The 22,341-nt window shown below is 73.8% G+C and carries 18 protein-coding genes; 5 read left to right on the forward strand and 13 right to left on the reverse strand.

Translation table 11 applies throughout. The features are described from left to right. Nucleotides 1-246: 246 nt before the first annotated feature. Nucleotides 247-1,254, reverse strand: coding sequence for a stage II sporulation protein M (locus ABEB00_RS16935; RefSeq protein WP_345620537.1), 1,008 nt, complete (start codon nucleotides 1,252-1,254; stop codon nucleotides 247-249). Nucleotides 1,255-1,381: 127 nt separating this feature from the next. On the opposite strand from ABEB00_RS16935, the gene ABEB00_RS16940 reads away from it, so the two are divergent. Then, nucleotides 1,382-2,323 (forward strand): RDD family protein, encoded by a 942-nt coding sequence (locus tag ABEB00_RS16940; protein WP_345620538.1) that lies wholly within the window; start codon nucleotides 1,382-1,384, stop codon nucleotides 2,321-2,323. 57 nt (nucleotides 2,324-2,380) lie between these two features. On the opposite strand, the gene ABEB00_RS16945 is transcribed toward ABEB00_RS16940, so the two are convergent. The 9 genes from ABEB00_RS16945 to ABEB00_RS16985 form a co-directional block, all read right to left on the reverse strand. Next, nucleotides 2,381-2,995: a hypothetical protein gene (locus ABEB00_RS16945; RefSeq protein ID WP_345620539.1), complete on the reverse strand. Its 615-nt coding sequence runs from the start codon at nucleotides 2,993-2,995 to the stop codon at nucleotides 2,381-2,383. 111 nt (nucleotides 2,996-3,106) lie between these two features. Beyond that, entirely contained in the window at nucleotides 3,107-4,564 is a 1,458-nt protein-coding gene (gene ahcY / locus ABEB00_RS16950) for an adenosylhomocysteinase (protein ID WP_345620540.1), read from the reverse strand. 327 nt (nucleotides 4,565-4,891) lie between these two features. Continuing rightward, complete coding sequence (locus ABEB00_RS16955; protein ID WP_345620541.1) at nucleotides 4,892-5,872, reverse strand: cation diffusion facilitator family transporter; 981 nt, start codon at nucleotides 5,870-5,872, stop codon at nucleotides 4,892-4,894. Nucleotides 5,873-6,016: 144 nt separating this feature from the next. Next, entirely contained in the window at nucleotides 6,017-7,168 is a 1,152-nt protein-coding gene (gene manA, locus ABEB00_RS16960) for a mannose-6-phosphate isomerase, class I (protein WP_345620543.1), read from the reverse strand. A gap of 111 nt (nucleotides 7,169-7,279) precedes the next feature. After that, nucleotides 7,280-8,407, reverse strand: coding sequence for an SIS domain-containing protein (locus ABEB00_RS16965; protein ID WP_345620544.1), 1,128 nt, complete (start codon nucleotides 8,405-8,407; stop codon nucleotides 7,280-7,282). 73 nt (nucleotides 8,408-8,480) lie between these two features. Continuing rightward, nucleotides 8,481-8,651 (reverse strand): Trm112 family protein, encoded by a 171-nt coding sequence (locus ABEB00_RS16970; protein WP_345620546.1) that lies wholly within the window; start codon nucleotides 8,649-8,651, stop codon nucleotides 8,481-8,483. Between the two features lie 100 nt (nucleotides 8,652-8,751). Beyond that, entirely contained in the window at nucleotides 8,752-10,116 is a 1,365-nt protein-coding gene (locus ABEB00_RS16975) for a phosphomannomutase/phosphoglucomutase (RefSeq protein ID WP_345620547.1), read from the reverse strand. A gap of 80 nt (nucleotides 10,117-10,196) precedes the next feature. Continuing rightward, nucleotides 10,197-11,813, reverse strand: coding sequence for an L-lactate permease (locus ABEB00_RS16980; RefSeq protein WP_345620549.1), 1,617 nt, complete (start codon nucleotides 11,811-11,813; stop codon nucleotides 10,197-10,199). A 169-nt stretch (nucleotides 11,814-11,982) separates the two neighbouring features. Then, nucleotides 11,983-12,357 carry a DUF3499 domain-containing protein gene (locus tag ABEB00_RS16985; RefSeq protein WP_345620551.1) on the reverse strand — a complete coding sequence of 125 codons (375 nt, stop codon included), beginning with the start codon at nucleotides 12,355-12,357 and terminating at the stop codon, nucleotides 11,983-11,985. A 343-nt stretch (nucleotides 12,358-12,700) separates the two neighbouring features. Between ABEB00_RS16985 and ABEB00_RS16990 the strand changes: the two genes are divergently transcribed. Continuing rightward, nucleotides 12,701-13,162: a metallopeptidase family protein gene (locus ABEB00_RS16990; protein WP_345620566.1), complete on the forward strand. Its 462-nt coding sequence runs from the start codon at nucleotides 12,701-12,703 to the stop codon at nucleotides 13,160-13,162. Nucleotides 13,163-13,218: 56 nt separating this feature from the next. On the opposite strand, the gene ABEB00_RS16995 is transcribed toward ABEB00_RS16990, so the two are convergent. From ABEB00_RS16995 to ABEB00_RS17005, 3 genes are all read right to left on the reverse strand, one after another. Continuing rightward, nucleotides 13,219-14,688: a DUF5719 family protein gene (locus ABEB00_RS16995; RefSeq protein ID WP_345620553.1), complete on the reverse strand. Its 1,470-nt coding sequence runs from the start codon at nucleotides 14,686-14,688 to the stop codon at nucleotides 13,219-13,221. After that, nucleotides 14,685-18,437 (reverse strand): glycosyltransferase, encoded by a 3,753-nt coding sequence (locus tag ABEB00_RS17000; RefSeq protein WP_345620555.1) that lies wholly within the window; start codon nucleotides 18,435-18,437, stop codon nucleotides 14,685-14,687. Before ABEB00_RS17000 ends, ABEB00_RS16995 begins: the two co-directional genes overlap by 4 nt. Nucleotides 18,438-18,639: 202 nt before the next feature. After that, complete coding sequence (locus ABEB00_RS17005; protein ID WP_010034659.1) at nucleotides 18,640-18,903, reverse strand: WhiB family transcriptional regulator; 264 nt, start codon at nucleotides 18,901-18,903, stop codon at nucleotides 18,640-18,642. A gap of 632 nt (nucleotides 18,904-19,535) precedes the next feature. On the opposite strand from ABEB00_RS17005, the gene ABEB00_RS17010 reads away from it, so the two are divergent. The 3 genes from ABEB00_RS17010 to ABEB00_RS17020 are packed head-to-tail and all read left to right on the forward strand — an operon-like array spanning nucleotide 19,536 to nucleotide 22,324. Then, on the forward strand, nucleotides 19,536-20,024 hold the full coding sequence (locus tag ABEB00_RS17010) for a cysteine dioxygenase (protein WP_345620556.1): 489 nt from the start codon (nucleotides 19,536-19,538) through the stop codon (nucleotides 20,022-20,024). A gap of 33 nt (nucleotides 20,025-20,057) precedes the next feature. After that, a complete protein-coding gene (gene cofD / locus ABEB00_RS17015; RefSeq protein ID WP_345620557.1) occupies nucleotides 20,058-21,017 on the forward strand; it encodes a 2-phospho-L-lactate transferase in 960 nt (319 codons plus the stop codon). Continuing rightward, a complete protein-coding gene (locus ABEB00_RS17020) occupies nucleotides 21,014-22,324 on the forward strand; it encodes a coenzyme F420-0:L-glutamate ligase (protein ID WP_345620558.1) in 1,311 nt (436 codons plus the stop codon). The genes cofD and ABEB00_RS17020 overlap by 4 nt, the downstream gene beginning before the upstream one ends. Nucleotides 22,325-22,341 lie beyond the last annotated feature (17 nt).

A 22,341-nucleotide genomic window follows, 5' to 3' on the forward strand; every position in this document is an offset into this window, starting at 1 on the left:
GTTTCCCTTTCCGGCGGTTCCGACTTTATCAGAAGTTCTCGGCCGGTTTTACCGGCGATCTGTTTCCGATTCATCGGGGCTTCTTCGGACTTGTGAAGTCGAGAAGCATGTAGATACTAACCGCTGTCCCGGGGGGGCTGAGCCCGGCTCCAGGCAACTGTTCGAATCTACCTCCCCGCGCCTGCCGTGTCAACGGTTTTTGTGGGGCGAAGAGGAGATTAGCAGCTCACGGGGGTCCGACGCACATCAGGCGGCGGTGGGCACCGTGGCGCTGCGTTCAGCGGCCTCCAGGTCACCTGTTTCGCCGGCGCGGGCCGCACGTCCGCCCAGGACGTAGACGTAGGCGAGGAAGGCCAGCTCCGCCAGTACTCCGATGGTGATGCGGGCCCAGGTGGGCAGGCCGGACGGGGTGACGAAGCCTTCTATGGCGCCGGAGACGAACAGGACCAGGGCGAGGCCGATCGCCATGCCGATGGCGGCCCGGCCCTCTTCGGCGAGTGCGGTGCGGCGGGTGCGCGGGCCGGGGTCGACGACGGTCCAGCCGAGACGCAGGCCGGTGCCCGCGGCGACGAAGACGGCGGTCAGCTCCAGCAGGCCGTGCGGGAGGACCAGGCCGAGGAAGGTGTCGAGGCGGCCGGCCTCGGACATCAGGCCGAAGCCCACGCCGAGGTTGAGCATGTTCTGGAACAGGATCCAGAGGACCGGAAGGCCCAGGAAGACGCCCAGGATCAGGCAGAGGGCCGCGGCCCAGGCGTTGTTCGTCCAGACCTGGGCGGCGAAGGAGGTCGCCGGGTGGGAGGAGTAGTACGCCTCGTACTGGCCGCCCGGGCGGGTCATCTCGCGCAGTTCGCTCGGGGCCGCGATGGTGGCCCGCACCTCCGGATGGGTGCCGATCCACCAGGCCAGGAGTACGGCGACGGCGGTGGACAGGAGCGCGGTGGGCACCCACCAGTGGCGCGTCTGGTAGACGGCGGCCGGGAAGCCGTGGGCGAGGAAGCGGGTGACGTCGCGCCAGGAGGCGGGCCGGGTGCCCGTGACCGCGCTGCGCGCGCGGGCGACCAGTTGGCTGAGCCTGCCGGTCAACTGGGGATCCGGCGCACTGGACTGGATCACGGAGAGGTGGGTGGCCGTGCGCTGGTAGAGGGTGACGAGTTCGTCGGTCTCGGCGCCGGTGAGGTGGCGCTGCCGCTTGAGCAGGGAGTCGAGGCGGTCCCACTCCGCCCGGTGGGCGGAGACGAAGACGTCGAGGTCCATCGGTGTGCCTGCTCCTCGGCTGTCGTCGGTGCCCGTCGTGGATCAGCTTGTCGTACTGCGGCGCGATGCGTCCTCAGCTTGGCAGACTGGTCCGTGTCGGGGGCAGGTCAGGGGAAGGGCGGCAGGCGTGAGTGAGCTGGTGACGGGCGAGGCGGTGGCGTTGGAGCTGCGCCCGGCGAGGCTGCCCAGCAGGGCGCTGGCCGTGCTGCTCGACCTGGTGGTGGCCGTCGCCGTCTACGTGGCGGTGACCATCGTGCTGGTCGCCTCGACCGCCGCCCTCGACGTGGCCGCGCAGACGGCGCTGTCCGTCGCGGCCTTCCTGCTGCTGCTGGTAGGCGGTCCGATCGCGGTCGAGACGCTGAGCCACGGGCGGTCGCTGGGCAAAATGGCGTGCGGACTGCGGGTGGTGCGGGACGACGGTGGGCCGATCCGGTTCCGGCACGCCCTGGTCCGCGGGCTCATCGCGGTGGTCGAGATTCTGATGACCTTCGGCGTCGCGGCCTGTGTCGCCTCGCTGGTGTCGGCGCGCGGGCGGCGGATCGGTGACGTGTTCGCGGGGACGCTGGTGGTGCGGGAGCGGGTGCCGGTGGCGCCCGGGGGGTTCGTGCCGCCGCCTCCGCCCTGGCTCGCGGGACGGTTCTCGGGGCTCGACCTGTCCGCCGTTCCGGATCAGTTGTGGCTGGCCGTGCGGCAGTACCTGACGCGGATGCGGCAGTTGGATCCGCGGGTCGGCCAGGGGATGGCGGAGCGGCTCGCCGCTGATCTCGCCGCCTGTACGGGGGCGCCGGTGCCGCAGGGGCTGCCCGCGGCGGCGTACCTGGCGGCGGTGGTGCAGGAGCGGCAGGCCCGGGAGGCGCGGCGTGCCTTCCCTGGCGGGGCGGGCGGGCCCGGCCCGGCGCAGCCCGGATATCCCGTGCAGCCCGGCCGGCCCCCGGCCGGTGCTGCCCCTCGGCCTCCGGTTCCTCCGGTGTCTCCGGTGTCCGCGGCTCCCGTGACGCGTGTCCCGGTGCCGGAGGGCGAGGCTTCTTCGGGGGGTCGTCCGGCCACCGGGTTCGTGCCGCCGGCGTAAGGCGCGGGCGGTACGGCGTTCGGGTGCGCGGGGCGGGCCGGTCAGCCGGTCAGCCGGTCAGGGGAAGACCGACGGCGGTGACTGCAGGTCCTCAAGTTCGATGCCGGGGGCCGCGAGCACCACGTCGCCGGCCAGGTGGACGGTGTGCCGCTCGCCGGTGTCCAGGGCTGTGACCTGGTATTCGTCCACGGTGAGGGGTCCGTTGTCAGTGGCGTGTGCTTCGCTGTTCAGCAAGGCCCAGGACTGGTCCACGGTACGGGGGGCGAGGACCGGGTCGGTGAGGGCGACGAGGCGGACGCGGGTCGCGGACCCGGAGGGGGTGAGGCGCAGGAGACGGGCGGTGGCGACGAGGAAGGCCGGGGAGAGGCCGGTGAAGGCGTGGGCGCGCACATTGCCTTCGGTGGCGTGAGTCCCGGTGGTGTCGGTGCGGACCCAGGTGACGCCGTCGACGGCCGCGCCGCGGACCTGCCAGTCGGCGCTGTGGACCTCCAGCCGGATGGGACGGCCGAGTTCGTCGAGGGCGAGGTCGACGGAGCCGCGGCGGTCGCCGGCGGGGGTGAGCGACTGGGAGACGTAGCGCCAGCCGGAGGGGCCGGGGGCGCACTGGAAGTGTTCTTCGGCGAGAGGGGTGTGATCGTGCGGATCGTGGAGCGAATAGCGGCCGCGGGGCATCGGGGTCCTGGATCGTGACGGTCTGTTGCGGACGCTGCTGCTGGTCCGCCGACGGGACAGGCCCCCGGCACGGGGGTGCGGGGGCCTGTCCGGGCGAGCCGGGGGTCCGGCTCAGTAGCGGTAGTGGTCCGACTTGAACGGGCCCTCGACCTTGACGCCGATGTACTCGGCCTGCTCCGGGCGGAGCGTGGTCAGCTTGACGCCGAGGGCGTCGAGGTGGAGGCGGGCCACCTTCTCGTCGAGGTGCTTGGGCAGCACGTAGACGTCGGTGGGGTACTCGTCGGGCTTGGTGAACAGCTCGATCTGGGCCAGGGTCTGGTCCGCGAAGGAGTTGGACATCACGAACGACGGGTGACCGGTGGCGTTGCCCAGGTTGAGCAGGCGGCCCTCGGACAGCACGATGAGGACCTTGCCGTCGGGGTAGGTCCAGGTGTGGACCTGCGGCTTGACCTCGTCCTTGACGATGCCCGGGGTCTTCGCGAGGCCGGCCATGTCGATCTCGTTGTCGAAGTGGCCGATGTTGCCGACGATGGCCTGGTGCTTCATCTTGGCCATGTCCGCGGCCATGATGATGTCCTTGTTGCCGGTCGTGGTGACGAAGATGTCGGCCTTGTCGACGACCTCGTCGAGGGTGGCGACCTGGTAGCCGTCCATCGCGGCCTGCAGCGCGCAGATCGGGTCGATCTCGGTGACGATGACGCGGGCGCCCTGGCCGCGCAGGGACTCCGCGCAGCCCTTGCCCACGTCGCCGTAGCCGCAGACGACCGCGGTCTTGCCGCCGATGAGGACGTCGGTGGCGCGGTTGATGCCGTCGATCAGGGAGTGGCGGCAGCCGTACTTGTTGTCGAACTTCGACTTGGTCACGGCGTCGTTCACGTTGATCGCCGGGAAGAGCAGGACGCCGTCGCGCTGCATCTCGTACAGGCGGTGGACGCCGGTCGTGGTCTCCTCGGTGACGCCGCGGATCTCCGACGCGAGGCTGGTCCACTTCTGGGAGCCGTCGGTGATGGTGCGGTTGAGGAGTTCGAGGATGACGCGGTGCTCGTCGTTCTCGGCGGAGTCGACGGGCGGGACCTTGCCGTCCTTCTCGTACTCGACGCCCTTGTGGACGAGGAGGGTGGCGTCACCGCCGTCGTCGAGGATCATGTTCGGGCCGCCGGTGGGGCTGTCCGGCCAGGTCAGCGCCTGCTCGGTGCACCACCAGTACTCCTCCAGCGTCTCGCCCTTCCAGGCGAAGACCGGGACGCCCTGGGGGTTGTCCGGCGTGCCGTTCGGGCCGACCGCGATGGCGGCGGCGGCGTGGTCCTGGGTGGAGAAGATGTTGCAGGAGGCCCAGCGGACCTGGGCGCCGAGGGCGACCAGGGTCTCGATGAGGACGGCGGTCTGCACGGTCATGTGCAGGGAGCCGGTGACCCGGGCGCCGGCGAGGGGCTGGGCCTCGGCGTACTCCTCGCGGATCGACATCAGGCCGGGCATCTCGTGCTCGGCGAGGGTGATCTCCTTGCGGCCGAAGACGGCCAGGGAGAGATCGGCGACCTTGAAGTCCTGCCGGTTGTCGACAGTCGTCATGTGAGCTGCTCCTCGGATTCGGGGCGAGGTGGATACGGCTGACCTGCGCGGCGGCGGACACAGGGGTGCCCCAGGGAGGACACAGGCATGCCCGCGTGCGCGCAGCGCAGTCCGTCGGAGGCCCTCTCTCCCTCGGCCGGCCCCCGGGGGGACCGCCCGACCGCCATCAGCAGCGACGTCTGGCTCCGTCCCAAGCTACACCGGTGCCCCCCGCGACCCCCAGCCCGCCTCCGCCCGGACGGGCGGACGGGGGCGGGCCGGGCGCGGACAGCCGTCGGGGCCCGCCGAGCGGATCGGCGGGCCCCGGGGGCGTACGGACCGGGTGGGTCAGTGGTCGTCGGCGGCGGGGACGGGGCCGCCCGGGGTGGCCTCGCGGTCGGCGCCCTTGGCGGCCTCGGTCTTGCTGTAGATGTCCGGCTCCAGGTAGATCACGCGGGCGATCGGCACGGCCTCGCGGATGCGGGTCTCGGCGGCGTCGATGGCGGCGGCGATCTCGGTGGCCGTGCCGTCGTGGCGGACGGAGATCTTGGCGGCGACGAGGAGTTCCTCGGGACCGAGGTGGAGCGTGCGCATGTGGATGATGCCGGTGACGGTGCCGCCGGCGGCGAGGGCGGTCTCGATCTTCCCGACCACCTCGGGGCCGGCCGACTCGCCGAGCAGCAGGGACTTGGTCTCGGCGGCGAGGATCAGCGCGATCACGATGAGCAGGATGCCGATGCACAGGGTGCCGATGCCGTCCCAGACGCCGTCGCCGGTGAGCAGGGCGAGGCCGACGCCGCCGAGGGCCAGGACCAGGCCGACCAGCGCGCCGAAGTCCTCCAGGAGCACGACCGGCAGCTCGGGGGCCTTGGCGTGGCGGACGAACTCCTTCCAGGACTTCGTCCCGCGGGTGGTGTTGGACTCCTTGATGGCGGTCCGGAAGGAGAAGCCCTCGGCGATGATCGCGAAGACCAGGACGCCCACCGGCCAGTACCAGTGCTCCAGCTCGTGCGGGTGCTTGATCTTCTCGTAGCCCTCGTAGAGGGCGAACATGCCGCCGACCGAGAAGAGGACGATGGAGACGAGGAAGGCGTAGATGTACCGCTCGCGGCCGTAGCCGAAGGGGTGTTGCGGGGTCGCCTCGCGCTGGGCGCGCTTGCCGCCGAGCAGGAGCAGGGCCTGGTTGCCGGAGTCCGCGAGCGAGTGCACCGACTCGGCGAGCATCGACGACGAACCGCTGAAGAGGAACGCCACGAACTTCGCTACCGCGATGGCTAGGTTCGCGGCGAGTGCCGCCACGATCGCCTTGGTGCCGCCTGACGCGCTCATGTGTCGCGTTGTCCCTTCGACTTCGTCTGCGTGGGTGCGCCCGGGCGGGGCGCGGCCGTCTTCCGGCTTTGCCCCGCCTTTGCGATGGGCCATTGTTGCAGCCCGGCCGGGGCCGGTGTGCCCGGACCGGCCGTCGTGTTCGCGTCAGACGCGAACGGTGGCCCGGAAGAAGGTGCCGGTACCCCGGACTTCGGCCTTCTCACCCGCCGGGACGAAGACGGCGCCGCCGGGGGTCAGTTCCTCGTCGCCCACACGGACGGTGCCCGCGGTGCACAGCAGGATCTGCGCGGTGGGGAGGGTGACGTCCTGGGCGGCGGTGCCGTCGGCGCGGACGTACCGGGAGAGGCGGAACTCGTCGATGGGGGTCGGGTAGACCTCCTCGCCGTCGGGGGCCGCCGCCGGGCGCAGGACGCCGGGGTCGGCGGCCTCGAAGCGGACGATCCGCAGGAGTTCGGGGACGTCGACGTGTTTGGGGGTCAGGCCGCAGCGCAGGACGTTGTCGGAGTTGGCCATGATCTCGACGCCGAGGCCGCTCAGGTAGGCGTGCGGGATGCCGGCGCCGAGGTAGAGGGCCTCGCCGGGCTGGAGCCGGACGTGGTTCAGGAGCAGCGCGGCGAGGACGCCGGGGTCGCCCGGGTAGTGGTGGGCGATGTCGGCGTAGGGGGTGTAGGCGCCGCCGAGGCGGGCGCAGGCGGCCGCGGTCTCGGTGACCGTGCGGGACATCTCCTCGGGGTCGGCGGTGAGGACCGCCGTGAGCACCTCGCGCAGGGCGGCGTGCTCGGGGTGGGCGCGCAGCAGGTCGGCGTAGGGCTTGAGGGAGGCGACGCCGAGGCCGTCGAGGAGGTCGGCGGTGTCGGCGGGGGCACGGAAGCCGCACAGGCCGTCGAACTCGGTGAGGGCGCAGATCAGTTCGGGCTTGTGATTGGAGTCCTTGTAGTTGCGGTGCGGGGCGTCCGCGGGGACGCCCCGCCGCTCCTCGTCCGCGTGGCCGCGCCTGGCCTGCTCCAGGTCCGGGTGGACCTGGAGGGAGAGCGGGGCGCCGGCGGCGAGGATCTTGAGGAGGAAGGGGAGCCGGGGGCCGAAGCGGGCGACGGAGGCGGGGCCCAGTTCCTTCTCGGGGTCCGTGTCGATGAGGTCGACGAGGGTGCCGCGACCGGTGCGGGAGGGGGCGCCCGGGTGGGCGCCCAGCCACATCTCGGCCTGGGGCGCGCCGGTCGGCTCGGTGCCGAGCAGGGCGGGGATCGCGGTGGTGGAACCCCAGGCGTAGGGGCGGACGGTGTTGTCTAGGCGGTCCATGGGTTCTCTCTGCCGGTTCTCGTACGTGTGCGTGCGTCTGCGGGTACCGGTGGGCACCCGCGTGCGCCTGTGCGCGCCTTCGCGCTCGGGCGGAAGGTTCCGCATACGAGATCAGGCGCCGGAGGCGAGCGCCAGGTAAACGGCGGCGAAATCCGTGAGGGCGATCAGTTCGGCGAGCGTTTCCAGCTCGTCGCCCGCCTCGGGTTCGAGTTCGCTGATCGGGGTGTCGTGGCCGAGGGTCAGTTCCCGGGCGGCGGGGGCGGCGGTCCGGCCGCCCGGGGGGTGGTCGCGCAGCAGCACGACGCGGGCGCGCAGCGCGGGTGCCTCGTCCACGCGGTCGCGGAAGAAGTCGTCGGGGTCGGCGGCGGCGGCGAGCCGGCCGGCCAGCAGCGTGCTGTGGGCGGCGAGCGCCTCGGGCAGTTCGGCGACGACGGCCGGGGTGCCGGCGAGTTCGGCGAGGGCGGCGGCGAAGCGGCGGCCGACCGGTCCGGCGCAGGCGCCCTCGGTCCAGAGGACCGGCAGGGCGTCGGCCAGTTCGCCGGCGAGGGTCTTGGCGGCGTTCCGGTCGGTCGCGACGGCGGGTCCGCAGCGCTCGGCGACCCGGTCCAGGCGGTCGGCGACCCGCGCCAGGGCCTCGGGCGGGGCGGTGAGCAGACCGGTGCGGTCGAGCAGCGCGAGGAGCGGGGTGAGCAGCGCCCACAGGACGCCGGGTGCGGCGCCGGTGAGGGGCTCGTCGTGGTCGTACTGGGCGGTCGCCATCGGCAGGAAGAGGCCGTGGGAGGCGCTCATGGCTTCGCTGAGCGGGGTGCGGGCGGGGGCGACGGAGACGACCGTGCAGCCGCGCCGGTAGGCCGCTTCGGCGAGCAGGGCGAGGCCCGGTTCGGAGCCGTCGGGGGTGGCGATCAGCAGCAGGTCGACGGAGCCGGCCCAGCCGGGCAGTTCCCAGCGCAGGGCACCCGCGTCGGGGGCGACGCCGTTCGGGGCGAGCCGGGTGACGGGGCTGCCGGGGCCGGCCAGGGCGCCGAGCAGGTCGGCGGTGTGGGTGGCGGCCGCTCCGGGGCCGGCGACGAGGATCGCGCGGGGGCGGCCGTCCGGCTTGAGGTCCCCGACGCCCGCCTCGGCGGCGTACCGCGCCGCGGTGCGCACCCGCGCGCCGGCCTCGGCGACGCCCCGGAGCAGGGCGCGGCGGTCGGCGGCGGCGAGCGCGTCGGGGTTGTCGAGCAGCGCTTCGTCGAGCATGGCGGGTGGTCTCCGATCGCCGGGGCGTCAGGTGCGCGAGTGACGGTTGTCCGGTGCCCCGGGCGGGGGCCGGCTACTCGGGGCGGCGGGCCTCGTCGACCAGGAGGACGGGGATGTCGTCGCGGACCGGGTAGGCGAGACCGCAGTCCTGGCCGGTGCAGACCAGCTCCGCGTCCCGCTCTTCGAGGGAGGCGTGGCACGCCGGGCAGGCGAGGATCTCCAGGAGGCCGGCTTCGAGCGGCATGAGGGTTCCCTTCGGGGCGGTGGGGGTGCGGGCGGGTGTGCGGATCTGCCGGTCAGGGTACCGCCGGTGCGGGGTGGGGGGTCGGGGTGCCGGTGGCCGGTCACCCCCGGATGATCCGCAGTACCGCGTCCCGTACCTCGGCCATCGTCGCCTCGTCGCGGGCCTCGGCGTTCAGGCGGAGCAGCGGCTCGGTGTTGGAGGGGCGGACGTTGAACCACCAGTCGGCGGCGGTGACGGTCAGTCCGTCCAGCTCGTCCAGGGTGACACCGTCGCGGCTTCCGTACTCCGCTCTGATCGCGGCGAGGCGGGCGGTCTGGTCGGCGACGGTGGAGTTGATCTCGCCGGAGCCGGCGTAGCGGTCGTACTGGGCCACCAGGGCGGACAGGGTGCCCTGCTGGCCGCCGAGGGCCGCCAGGACGTGCAGGGCGGCCAGCATGCCGGTGTCGGCGTTCCAGAAGTCGCGGAAGTAGTAGTGCGCGGAGTGCTCGCCGCCGAAGATCGCGCCGCTGGTGGCCATCTCGGCCTTGATGAAGGAGTGGCCCACGCGGGTGCGTACGGGGGTGCCGCCGTGTTCGCGGACGACCTCGGGGACGGACCAGGAGGTGATCAGGTTGTGGATGATCGTGCCCTGGCCGCCGTGCCGGGCCAGTTCGCGGGCGGCGACCAGGGCGGTGATCGCGGACGGGGGCACCGGTTCGCCGTTCTCGTCCACGACGAAGCAGCGGTCGGCGTCGCCGTCGAAGGCGAGACCGAGGTCGGCGTCCTCCTCGCGGACCCGCTTCTGGAGGTCGACCAGGTTGGCCGGGTCCAGGGGGTTGGCCTCGTGGTGGGGGAAGGTGCCGTCGAGTTCGAAGTACATCGGCACGAGGTCGAGGGGCAGGCCGTCGAACACGGTGGGGACGGTGTGGCCGCCCATGCCGTTGCCCGCGTCGACCACGACCTTCAGCGGGCGGATCGCCTTGAGGTCGACCAGGGAGCGCAGGTGGGCGGCGTAGTCGGTGAGGGTGTCGCGCCGGGTGACGGTGCCGGCGCGGGCGGCGGGTTCCGGGGCGCCGGTCCCGGTCCACCCCTCCACCAGCGCGCGGATCTCGGTGAGGCCGGTGTCCTGGCCGACGGGGGCGGCGCCGGCCCGGCACAGCTTGATGCCGTTGTACCGGGCCGGGTTGTGGGAGGCGGTGAACATGGCGCCCGGCAGGTCCAGCGCGCCGGAGGCGTAGTAGAGCTGGTCGGTGGAGCACAGGCCGATCTCGGTGACGTCGGCGCCCTGGGCCGCCGCCCCGCGGGCGAAGGCTCCCGAGAGTCCGGGCGACGAGGGCCGCATGTCGTGCCCGGTCACGACGGCGCTCGCGCCGGTCAGCCGGACGAAGGCCGCGCCGAACAGCTCGGCCAGCGACTCGTCCCACTGGTCGGGGACGACTCCGCGTACGTCGTACGCCTTCACGATCTGCGACAGATCAGCAGCCACGGCCGTCCTTCCTGAACGTCAACGCCCGTCGATGCCCACAAACTACCCGCACCCACCGACACCGCGGCGCGGGTCCCGGTTCACGGCAGCATCCAGCCCAGTACGGGGGTGGACTGGCCGACCACGATCAGGCACATCACCAGCAGCAGTCCGGCGCTCCAGGGCAGCACCTTGCGCAGCAGGTCGCCCTCGCGGCCGGCCAGGCCGACGGCGGCGCAGGCGATGGCCAGGTTCTGCGGGGAGATCATCTTGCCGAGGACGCCGCCGGAGCTGTTGGCGGCGGCGAGCAGTTCGGGCGAGAGGCCCGACTCCCGGGCGGCGGTGACCTGGAGGGCGCCGAAGAGGGCGTTGGCGGAGGTGTCCGAGCCGGAGACGGCGACGCCGAACCAGCCGAGGACGGGTGAGAGGAAGGCGAGTCCGGCGCCGGCCGCCGCCACGAAGTGGCCGATGGTGGCGGCCTGTCCGGAGAGGTTCATGACGTAGGCGAGGGCGAGAACCGCGGTCACCGTGAGGAGGGCGTACCGCAGTTCGCGTACGGTCGCGAGCCACTCCTGGGCCGCCACGCGCGCGTGGACGCCGAGGACGACGGCGGTGCCGATCCCGGCGAGGAGCACGAGCGTGCCGCCGGTGGCGACGACCGGCCAGGTGAAGATGTTGCCGGTCACTCGCCGGCCGTCGGCCGAGACCACGTCGAGGAGTGGCCAGTCGTACGTCTGTGTCGACCTGGCCAGCCAGTCCTTGACGGCGGGGAGCTGCGCGACGGAGAAGACGGCGACGATCAGCGCGTAGGGGGCGTAGGCGCGCGCGACCTCGCGCCCGGGGTCCTTCTCGTCCAGTTCCTCGCTTCGCGCGCCGGTCAGTACGGCGGCGCGTACGGGTTCGGCGGCGGGCCTGCGTGCCTGCGGTACGGCGATCAGGGCGCCCGCCCCGGCGAGGGCGGCGGCGATGTCGGCGAGCTGGGCGGAGAAATAGTTCGAGGCGGCGAACTGGGCGGCGGCGAAGGCGACTCCGCAGGCCAGCGCGGGCAGCCAGGTCTCGCGCAGCCCGCGTCTGCCGTCCACCAGACCGACCAGGACCAGCGGCACGACGAGGGCGAGCAGGGGGGTCTGCCGGCCCACCACGGAGGCGACGTCGTCCAGCGGCAGCCCGGTCACCTGCGCCAGTGTCACCACCGGGGTGCCCATGGCCCCGAAGGCGACGGGGGCGGTGTTGGCGACCAGCGAGACGACCGCCGCGCGGACGGGGTCGAAGCCGAGGGCGACGAGCATGACCGAGCAGATCGCGACGGGCGCCCCGAACCCGGCGAGCGCCTCCAGCAGGGCGCCGAAGCAGAAGGCGACCACGAGCGCCTGCACGCGCGGGTCGTCGGAGAGCCGCCCGAAGGAGCGGCGGAGGATGTCGAAGTGCCGGGTGCGGACGGTCATCCGGTACACCCACAGGGCGTTGACGACGATCCACATGATGGGGAAGAGCCCGAAGGCGGCGCCCTGGGCACCGCTGGAGAGCGTCTGCTCCAGGGGCATGCCGTATCCGAGCCAGGCCACCGCCACGGCCGCCAGCAGGCCGGTGAGGCCCGCCAGGTGCGCCTTCACGCGGACGCCGCCGAGCAGGACGAGGACGATCAGCAGGGGCAGCGTCGCCACGAGGGCGGACAGGCCGAGCGAGCCGGCGACGGGTTCGAGTTCCTGGACGTACACGGGCGCCTCCCCGGTTCCGCCATGCGAAAGTGCCCTCTCGCGCTGGGACCACTGGGACGGAATGGTCGTGTCCGCGACAACCAACCGTCAATGGGCGTGCGGCGACAATTCCGTTCGGGGGCGGGACTCGGGGAACGGGGTGCCGGGAACGGGGCTCAGGGAACGGGGCTCAGTTGTCGGGCGACCGCAGGACCCGCAGGTGGCCGCGGCGCGCGACCTCCATCGGGTCGGCCGCGCGCGCCCCGCCACCGGTTCCGGCCCGGCGTTCCTGGGGCCGGGCCGCCTCGCGCACCGCGTTGGCGAGCGCTTCGAGGTCGTCGCCGCTGGGGCGGGCCGGGGCGGAACCGTCGAGGAGCCGGACGACCTCCCAGCCGCGCGGGGCGGTGAGGCGCTCGGAGTGCTCGGCGCAGAGGTCGTAGCAGTGGGGTTCGGCGTAGGTGGCGAGCGGGCCGAGAACGGCGGTCGAGTCGGCGTAGACGTACGTCAGCGTCGCTACGGCGGGACGGCCGCAAGCGGTGCGCGAACAGCGACGTACAGGGCTCACGATGTTGGACGGTACCGCACTCTTGAGCGGGCCGCGACGACTGGGCCCCAGGTCACTCCCCCGTGTCGGGCTGTGAAACGCCCCACACACACCTCGGGTCACACCTCTGTGACCTGCTGCGAAGGGGAGATCCGCGGTGCACGGCGGCGCCCGGGCCGGTCACGAAACGGCGCGGATACCGCCAAATGCCTTGAGCGTTCCGGTCTCCAAGAGGTACGGAATCGAGCGCGACCTCGGCTGGAACGGTCATCCCGCGACACTCGGTACGGGCCGTCCCGGCGCGGGCGGCCGGGCGGCGTGGAGCGGCGCGCGGGGAGGGCGCGAGGACTACGCTTCACCGGTGATGGACAAGCCCGTGACACCTCGTGCCGCAGCCCCCGGCCCGCGCCGCCGTGACCGCCACGGCCGGGGCATGCGCGGTCCGATCGCGCCCCCGCAGGTGCCCCTCGCGGCGAGCCGCGCCGATGTCTTCGCGGACCTGGTGCAGGACTCCGTCGAGCGGCTGGAGCGGCGCTGGCCGCAACTCGCGGACATCGACTTCCTCGTCCTGGAGGTACCGCGGCTGGACGCGGCCGACGAGGTCTGGAACGACGAGGCGGTCCCGCTCGGCGCGACGGCTCCCACGCGGGACGGGCGGCGGGCGCGGGTGGTGGTGTACCGGCGGCCGGTGGAGATCCGTACCAAGGGCCGGGACGAGCGGGCGGCGCTGGTCCACGAGGTGGTGGTCGAGCAGGTCGCCGACCTGCTGGGGCTGACGCCGGAGACGGTGGACCCGCGGTACGGCGACGAGGACGGCGAGGACTGAGGGCGGCCGGGCCCGCGGGGGCGCGCGTGGCGCCCCCGCGGGCCCGGTGGGCACCGCTACTTCTGCAGGACCGACAGGTCCTCGTCCGCCCGCGGCACCGCCACCATGCCCCGGTCGTCCGGGAGGGTCTGCACGGTGAAGGCGAAGACGCCGTCCTTGGTCACCGCGAGGGTGCGGGCCGCGTACACCGGTCCGCCCGAGACCGGTTCGACCGTCAGCGCGTAGGTGCCCTTCAGCCCCTCGGTCACCGGCAGTTCGACGTCCTGTGTGGTGCCTCCCCGCACGGTGACCGTCTTCGAGGCGGCCGTACCGCCCTCGCTGCCCGCCGACGCCGTGACCTTGACCTTCGCGGTGCCCCGGGGCGCCGAGAGGGACAGCGTCGTGCCCTTGGCGCGGTTGTCCACCGCCGTCGCGCGGGTGCCGACCGGGTCGGCGGCCGGGATGAACGCCGTCTCCTGGCCGTCCCCCTCGCCCCGCACCACCCGTGCCGCCGCCACGACCGGCGCGGACGACCCGCCCGTGGGCGTCAGCACCAGCGAACCGGCCTCGCCGCGCGTGAGGTCACCGAGGTCGACGGCGGTCGTCATGCCCGCCTTCACATGCACCGTCTCGTGCCCGGCGGGGGTGATCAGCCCGGACGGCGAGGCCAGTTGCACCTTGAGGTCGGAGTCGACGTCACCGGGGGTGAACACCACGAGCCGTACCGCCGCCGCGTCCTTCGGGATGCCCGGCAGGACCAGGCCGCGGGCCGGGTCCGCGGCGGAGGCCAGCCAGTCGCCGCCCACCTTGTCGTCCAGGGCCTGCACGGCCGCCCCGACCCGTCCGCTGCGCACGCCGACGTGCACGGTGAGATCCTCCTGCGCGACCTCGCTGAGCGTGGAGAGCAGGATCGCCTCGCTGGCGTGCGGCTTCACCGTGACGCCCTCCCCCGCAGCCGACTTCACCTGGCCGTCCTTGCCGAACAGCTCGATGTCCACCACGGCGGCCGAGTCGTCGGGATTGGTCAGGTGCACGTAGTCGGTGCGGTCGGCCGCCGTGCCGGCGCCGGGGAACCAGAACTCCGTGCCGGCGGTGCCGCAGGTGACGCCCAGCAGCCCGCGTCCGGTACCGGCGGCGACCTCCGTGGTCTCCTGCACGGTCCAGCCGGGCGCGAACTTCCCCTCGGCGGTGCCGACGAGCGCGGGGGCGTCGGCGCCGGAGACCTCGCCGGCGACCGGGGTGCCGGGCGCCTCGGGTTCCAGTACGGGGTCGGCCTTGTGCTGCTCGGTCCGTCCGGCCGGGGCCAGGGCCGCCGTGCCGTCGTTCCCGGCGCCCTTCGTGACGGGCGTGAAGGACGTGTACGCCGTCTCGGCCAGCTCGGACGTGCTGGGCGCCGGGCACAGCAGTCCGGTGCGCTCGACGGGCCGCAGGGCGGCCGCGCCGGCGGTGTCCTGGCCGGCGGCGTCCGGCGGGGAGAGCGTCGCGAAGCCGGTGACGGCCGCGAGCGCGGCCACGCCGGCGAGGAGGGAGAGGGTGCTGCGGTTCACTGCTGGCTCCCGTCGGGACGCTCACTGTCCGTGCCGTGACGGCGCCGGCGCGGGGGCTGCTCCGCCTGCGCCGGGTCGTACGTCCCGTCGTAGACCCCTTGGTCGTACGTCCGGCCGTACTCCTGGCCGTACTCCTGGCCGTACTGCCCGCCGTACGCGCCCGGTGGCTGGGCGCCGGGCGTGCCGTAGGTGTACGGGTCGTACGGGCCGTCCTGGTACGGGGTCTGCTGGTAGGGGTCGGCGGGGGCGGGCTGCTGACCGTAGCCGTCCGCCGGGTACTGCTGCTGGTCGTCCGGGTAGTGGCGGACGTCCGCGTAGGGGTCGTACGTGGTCTGTCCGGTGTCCGGGGGGCCGGCCGCGTCCCAGTCGCCGTGGTCCGGCTGCCGGGGGACGGGCGCCGGGGTGTCGGGCCCGGCGGGACCGGGCTCCCCGGCGTCGGCGTCGGCGTCCGCCTCGGCCTGTGCGCGCAGGCGGCGGGCGCGGCGGCCCTCGCCGGCCACCGCCTCCGCCGGGACCTCCGGCTCCTCGGGCAGGTCGTCGTCGACGTCGCGGCGGCGTCCGGGCAGCGCGAGGACGACGAGGACCACGGCGAGCAGGCCCTGCGCCCACAGCCAGGCGGTGTGCGTGAACGGCGTCTCGTGGACGACGTCCAGCGCGCCGCCGGCGGCGGGGAGTTCGAAGCCCTGGGCCCAGCCGTCGACGGTGGTGGGGGTGAGCGCGGTGCCGTCGAGCGTGGCGGTCCAGCCCTCGTCGGCGGTGTCGGCGAGGCGCAGTACGCGCCCCTCGGCACCGGCCGCGAGCGTGGTGTGGATCTCCACCGGCCCGGCGGCGACGGGCTGGGGGGTGCCGGACTTGGTGACGACGGTCGCCCGCGCCACCTCCTGGTCGACGCGCCACAGCGCGCTGCCGTCCTGCTGGCTGAGCCGGTTCAGGCCGGGGGTGGCGTCCAGGACCCCGGTGATCTCCCGGGGCGCGCCCTTGTGCACGAGGACGTAGCGCACGGCGAAGCCGCCGAGCTGGTCGGCCTGGTCGGCGCCGGACCCGGCGACGAGGTGGGCGACGACCTTGCCGAGCCTGCTGTTCGCCCCGTCGGCGGCGGCCAGTTCGGCGTCGCCGAGGCGGGCGCCGGAGCCGCGGACCAGCGTGTAGCGCACCTGGGCGGCGGAGTCGCTGTCCAGGACGAGGGTGCGGGCCCGGTCGCGGCCCCGGCTGTCCTCGGCGACGAAGGCGGGCACCTGTACGGGATCGCGCCGCTCCAGCGGGCCGTCGGCGCCGCCGACCACCCAGCTCGCCGCGATGATCAGCGGTCCGGCGGCCGAGGCCAGCGCGATCAGCGCGGCGACCGGCTGGCGCCAGCCGAAGCTCTGCTCCGCCACCCGGAAGCGGGCCCCGTCGGCGCCGAGGGCGGCGGCCGACAGCAGGGCGATGCCGTAGACGAGCGTCGCGGGTCCGGCCCAGGCGGAGTCGTTGGACAGGACGGCGAGGACGAGGCCGACGAGGGCGACCGCCCAGGCCGTCCGGATGCCCAACTGGCGCTCGGAGCGCAGCAGGGCGGCCAGCGCGGCCAGGACGACGCCGAGGAGCAGCACCCCGCCGGCCGTGCCGGGGCCGCCGGGGCTCGCGCCGAGCAGGTCGAGGGCGGAGGCGGCGCCGGAGCCGTACTCCAGGCCGGCCTCCTGGAAGAAGCCGGTCGGCAGCAGCGTCAGCGACCAGGGGGCGAGGAGCAGCAGGGGCGTGCCGAGCTGGGCCAGGAAGCGCGGGCCGTAGGCGGTGAGGTCGCCCCGGCGCAGGACCAGGACGGCGAGGCCGAGGACCAGCGCGGCGGGCCACACGACGGGCGTGAAGGCGGTGGCGAGGGTCAGCAGCAGGGTGTACGCCCAGGTGGCGCGCCAGGTGGCGCGGGTGCCCGGCTGCCGGGTCAGGCCGGCCGCCGCGGCGCCCGCACGCGCGAGGAGCGGGAGCAGCACGGCGAGGACGGCGGTGCCGAGGCGGCCGCCGGCCAGGGCGCCGGTGACGGCGGGCAGGAAGGCGTAGGCGACGGCCGCCCAGGCGCGCAGCAGCCGGGAGGGGACGAGCGGGCGGGAGGCGAAGTAGGCGGTGAGGCCGGCCAGCGGGACCGAGCAGACCAGCAGGACGGTGACGGCGGCGCCGGCCGAGCCGAGCAGCACCAAGCCGAGCAGGGCGACGAGCGCCAGGTAGGGCGGGCCGGCGGCGGTGCCGCCGGCGCCCACCGCGTGCCAGGCGTCGGTGTAGCGGGACCAGAGTTCACCGGCGCCCGCGGGGGCGGGCAGCAGGGCGCCGCCGGCCAGCGCGCCGCCGGCCAGGAGGGCGCGGCAGGCGGCCAGGGAGACCAGCAGCAGCACCAGGAAGAGCACCGGGCCGGGTTTGCGGGCGATGCGCTTGAGCCGGGCGAACTGCTCGATCTCCAGGAAGTCCGCGTCGTCGCCGCCGGGTCCGGACTCCACGGCGCCGCCGTGGCGCCCGGCGCCCGGGGCCACCTCGGCGTCGGAGCGGTCGACGAGGCTGCCGGCCGCCTGTTCGACGGTGGCGCGGAGGGTGGCGCCGGGCGGCGGGAAGAGGGGGCGCAGCTCGCTCTTGTCGATCTGCGGGCGGCCTCTGACGCGCCGTCCGGCGAGGATCCGCTCGGGGCGCAGCAGCACGCTCAGCAGGCCGCGGATCTCGTCGATGGCCTGGCCGGGCACCTTGCCGACGAGGTAGGCGAGGGTGCGCAGCACCGTGCCGAGCAGGATGCGCAGGAACACCCAGGGCAGCGCGGCGGTACGGGTGTTGACGAGCAGGGTGTGGACGGCGCCGGCCTTGTCGACGCGGTGCGGGGAGGCGGTGGTGCGGCCCGCGCAGTCGACGGCGCGGCGCTCGCGGGAGGCGGCCTCGGCGTGCCGGACGACCGCCTCGGGGGCGACGAGGACGCGGTGGCCGGCCGCGTGGGCGCGCCAGCACAGGTCGACGTCGTCGCGCATCAGGGGCAGGCTCCGGTCGAAGCCGCCGAGCGCCTCGAAGACGTCGCGGCGTACGAGCATGCCGGCGGTGGACACCGACAGCACGGTCTTGACGTGGTCGTGCTGGCCCTGGTCCTGTTCGCGCCGGTCCAGGCCGGTCCAGCGGCGGCCGGAGTCGGCGATGGTGACGCCGACCTCCAGCAGTTGCCGGCGGTCGTACCAGCCGCGGAGCTTGGGGCCGACGACAGCGACGTCCTCGCGGCCGAGTTCGTACTCGGTCTCCACGACGCGCAGCAACTGGGCGAGGGCGTCGGGTTCGGGGGCGCAGTCGTCGTGCAGCAGCCACAGCCACTGCACCGGTTCTCCGTGGGGGAGGTCGGGCAGGTCGTAGGCGTCGTCGCGCCAGGTGCGGGTGACGGGATCCCAGCCGCTGGGCCGTTTCAGGTACGGCAGGTCGTCCGGGGTGAGGACGGGGGCGGTGCGGGCGGCCTCCGCGACGGCCTGGCCGAAGCCGGTGCGCCGGGCGAGGTGCAGGACGTGGTCGTCGCCGAGCGCCTCGGTGACCAACTGGGCGGAGGCGTCGGCGCTTCCGGTGTCGGCGGCGACCGCGTACTGGACGGGCCGGTCCTGGCCGAGCAGGCCGGCCAGCGCGTCGGGCAGCCAGCGGGCGCCGTCGTGCGAGACGAGGACCGAGGTCACCACATGACGGGGGAACTCGGGCGGGTGGGCCGGGTCGAACGCGGCTGCGGCAGCGGAGTCGTGACGGGCTGCCGGGTGGCTGTGCACGGACATCGAGGTACGGGCCCCGGTTCGGTGGACTGCGGTGGACGCCGGTGCCTTTGAGGGGGGCGGGGCGTCTCGGACGAGCGCCCACACTATCGGCTGGGCATGCCGACGGCCCGCCGCCTGTGGACAACCCACCCGCGACGGGCCGTTCGTACCGGATGGACCGGAAAGTTCCCGGCCGGGCCGTCCGCCCGGACGGCGGCCGGGGTCAGACCGCGGCCTTCTTCAGCCGGCGGCGTTCCCGCTCGGAGAGGCCGCCCCAGATGCCGAAGCGCTCGTCGTTGGCGAGGGCGTACTCAAGGCACTCGGAGCGGACCTCGCAGGCGAGGCAGACCTTCTTGGCCTCCCGGGTCGAGCCGCCCTTCTCGGGGAAGAAGGACTCGGGATCGGTCTGGGCGCACAGTGCGCGCTCCTGCCAGCCGAGTTCCTCGTCCGCGTCGTCGACCAGCAGTTGCTGCACCGTCTCGGTCATGTGCGCCCCTCGTCCGTCTTCGCGTCCCCGTGGTGTGGCCGTCACCGGTTGCGGCTGAACGACACGAGTGAAATTACAAGTGTGCTGATCCGGGCGAGTCAAGCCGAGATCTGCTATTGAGCCCCTTATTCACTCTGCGGAACCAAGGCAAAGCGGAAAGTGTTCAAATCACCATAAATCTCGACACACCGGCGGGACCCGCGGAGACGCCGGCGGGATATCCGCGGCGACCGTTCACAGGATCGCCAGGATCACCACGAGGCCCGGCGCCCGGCTTGTGCGCCTTGTGTCCCCGAAGCCCGGTGAGCAAACCTTTCATCTTCCGGAAGAACCGGAAGAGGTGAAGCATGTCCCACATAACGGACGCCGAGTTGACAGTGCTGGTGTGAGCCGCTGTTCTAGTGGGCATGCTCGCGAACTTGGCACTCACCTCGACCCGCCCCGCCGGGTCCCGCGGTGCTGCCCACGCTCGCTGTAGCTGTTGCTGTTGTCGTTCCGGCCGTTGAGCCCAGCCGCTCCGGCCGTCCGTCGGGTCCGACCGCCCGGCGGTCCCCCGCGCACCTCTTCGCCTTCTTCGCCTTCTTCGCCTTCTTCGCCTTCTCCGCCTTCTCCGCCGAGGAACCACCGCACCCATGAACAGCGACAGCGACCTCCAGATCGCCGGCGACATCCTCGAAGTACCGCACCTCCTCCAGGCGCCGCGTGAGCACCCGGCCACCGTCGCCGAGTTCGCCGGCCTGGCCCGCTCGCTGGCCGCCGACCGGTCCCAGTGGGCGTCCCTCGTCCGCTACGACGCCGTCTCGCGCTGGTACCACCGGCTGCGCACCGGCCCCGGTTACGAGGTGTGGCTGCTCTCCTGGGTGCCCGGCCAGGGCAGCGGACGCCACGACCACGGGCCCTCCTCCGGTGTGCTCACCGTCCTGGACGGCACCCTCACCGAGCACACCCCGCGCGCCACGCGTGCGCTGCGGCCGGGTGCCCAGCGGGTGTTCGCGCCCGGATACGCGCACGAGGTGATCAACGACACGCTGGAGCCCGCGGTCAGCCTGCACATCTACTACCCGGGCCTGACCGAGATGCCGATGCACGCCGCCCGGTGCGCGGCACCGGCGACTGCCTGACGCACTGTCGTACCCGCCTGCCAGACTGGGCCCATGCGCATTGTGGTTCTGGCAGGCGGCATCGGCGGTGCCCGGTTCCTGCGCGGTCTGAAGCAGGCCGCTCCGGACGCGGAGATCACGGTCATCGGCAACACCGGCGACGACATCCACCTCTTCGGGCTGAAGGTCTGCCCGGACCTCGACACGGTGATGTACACGCTCGGTGGTGGCATCAACGAGGAGCAGGGCTGGGGCCGGGCCGACGAGACCTTCCACCTCAAGGAGGAACTGGCGGCGTACGGGGCGGGGCCGTCCTGGTTCGGGCTCGGCGACCGCGACTTCGCCACACACATCGTGCGGACACAGATGATCGCCGCCGGATATCCGCTCAGCGCGGTGACCGAGGCGCTGTGCGAGCGCTGGCAGCCCGGGGTGCGGCTGATCCCGATGTCCGACGACCGGGTGGAGACCCATGTCGCCGTCGAGGTCGACGGCGAGCGCAAGGCGGTCCACTTCCAGGAGTACTGGGTACGGCTGCGCGCCTCGGTCCCCGCCGAGGCGGTCGTGCCGGTCGGCGCCGAGCAGGCCAAGCCCGCGCCCGGGGTGCTGGAGGCGATCGCCGACGCGGACGTGATCCTCTTCCCGCCGTCCAACCCGGTCGTCTCCGTCGGCACGATCCTCGCCGTGCCCGGCATCCGCGAGGCCATCGCGGAGGCGGGGGTGCCGGTGGTCGGGCTCTCCCCGATCGTCGGGGACGCGCCGGTGCGCGGCATGGCCGACAAGGTGCTCGCGGCGGTCGGCGTGGAGTCCACCGCCGCCGCGGTCGCCGAGCACTACGGCTCGGGCCTGCTCGACGGCTGGCTGGTCGACACGGTCGACGCCGACTCCGTCACGCGGGTGAAGGCGGCCGGCATCGTCTGCCGGGCGGTGCCGCTGATGATGACCGACCTGGACACCACCGCGCTGATGGCCCGGGAGGCGCTGGCGCTGGCCGAGGAGGTGCGGGGCGCTTGAGCGGGGACGGTTACCGGGTCTGGGCGGTGCCGGGCCTGCCGGAGGTGCGCTCCGGCGACGACCTGGCCGAGCTGATCGCCGCCGCCGAGCCGGGGCTGGCCGACGGGGACGTGCTGCTGGTCACCTCCAAGATCGTGTCCAAGGCCGAGGGCCGGGTCCTCCGGGCGGCCGACCGGGAGGCCGCGATCGACGCGGAGACGGTACGCGTGGTGGCCCGGCGCGGCACCCTGCGCATCGTGGAGAACCGCCAGGGCCTGGTCATGGCGGCGGCCGGGGTCGACGCCTCCAACACCCCCGCCGGTACGGTCCTGCTCCTCCCCGAGGACCCGGACGCCTCCGCGCGTGCCGTCCGCGACGGGCTGCGCGACGCGCTCGGCGTGCGGGTCGGCGTCGTCGTCACCGACACCTTCGGCCGCCCCTGGCGCGCGGGGCTCACGGACGTGGCGATCGGCGCGGCCGGGGTCCGGGTCCTGGACGACCTGCGCGGCGGCACGGACGCGCACGGCAATCCGCTCGGCGCGACCGTCGTCGCCACCGCCGACGAACTCGCCGCCGCCGGCGACCTGGTGAAGGGCAAGGCCGCCGGGCTGCCGGTCGCCGTGGTGCGCGGGCTGCCGCACGTGGTCACCGAGAAGGGCGCCGACGACGGGGAGGGCGCGCGGGCCATGGTGCGCGGCGCGCGGGACGACATGTTCCGCCTCGGCACCTCGGAGGCGGTACGGCTGGCGGTGACCCAGCGCCGGACCGTACGGGCGTTCACCGACGACCCCGTCGACCCCGGCGCGGTCCGGCGCGCGGTGGCCGCCGCGGTCACGGCACCGGCGCCGCACCACACCACTCCCTGGCGTTTCGTCCTCCTGGAGTCACCGGAGTCCCGCACCCGGCTGCTCGACGCCATGCGGGACGCCTGGACCGAGGACCTGCGGCGCGACGGCAGGACGGCGGAGTCGATCGCCAAGCGGCTCAGGCGCGGTGACGTCCTGCGCGACGCGCCGTACCTGGTGGTCCCCTGCCTGGTCATGGACGGCTCCCACCACTACGGGGACGCCCGGCGCGACGGGGCGGAGCGGGAGATGTTCGTCGTCGCGGCCGGCGCCGGGGTGCAGAACCTGCTGGTCGCGCTGGCCGGTGAACGGCTGGGATCGGCGTGGGTGTCCTCGACGATGTTCTGCCGGGACGTCGTACGGGAGGCGCTCGGGCTGCCCGGGGAGTGGGACCCGATGGGCGCGGTCGCGGTCGGTCACCCCGCCGGGGAACCGCGGCCCCGGCCGGACCGGGACGCGGAGGCGTTCATCGAGGTGCGCTGAGCGCCGGTCGCGTGCGC

Origin of the sequence: Streptomyces ziwulingensis (assembly GCF_039542605.1) — a bacterium.
GTDB lineage: Bacteria > Actinomycetota > Actinomycetes > Streptomycetales > Streptomycetaceae > Streptomyces > Streptomyces ziwulingensis.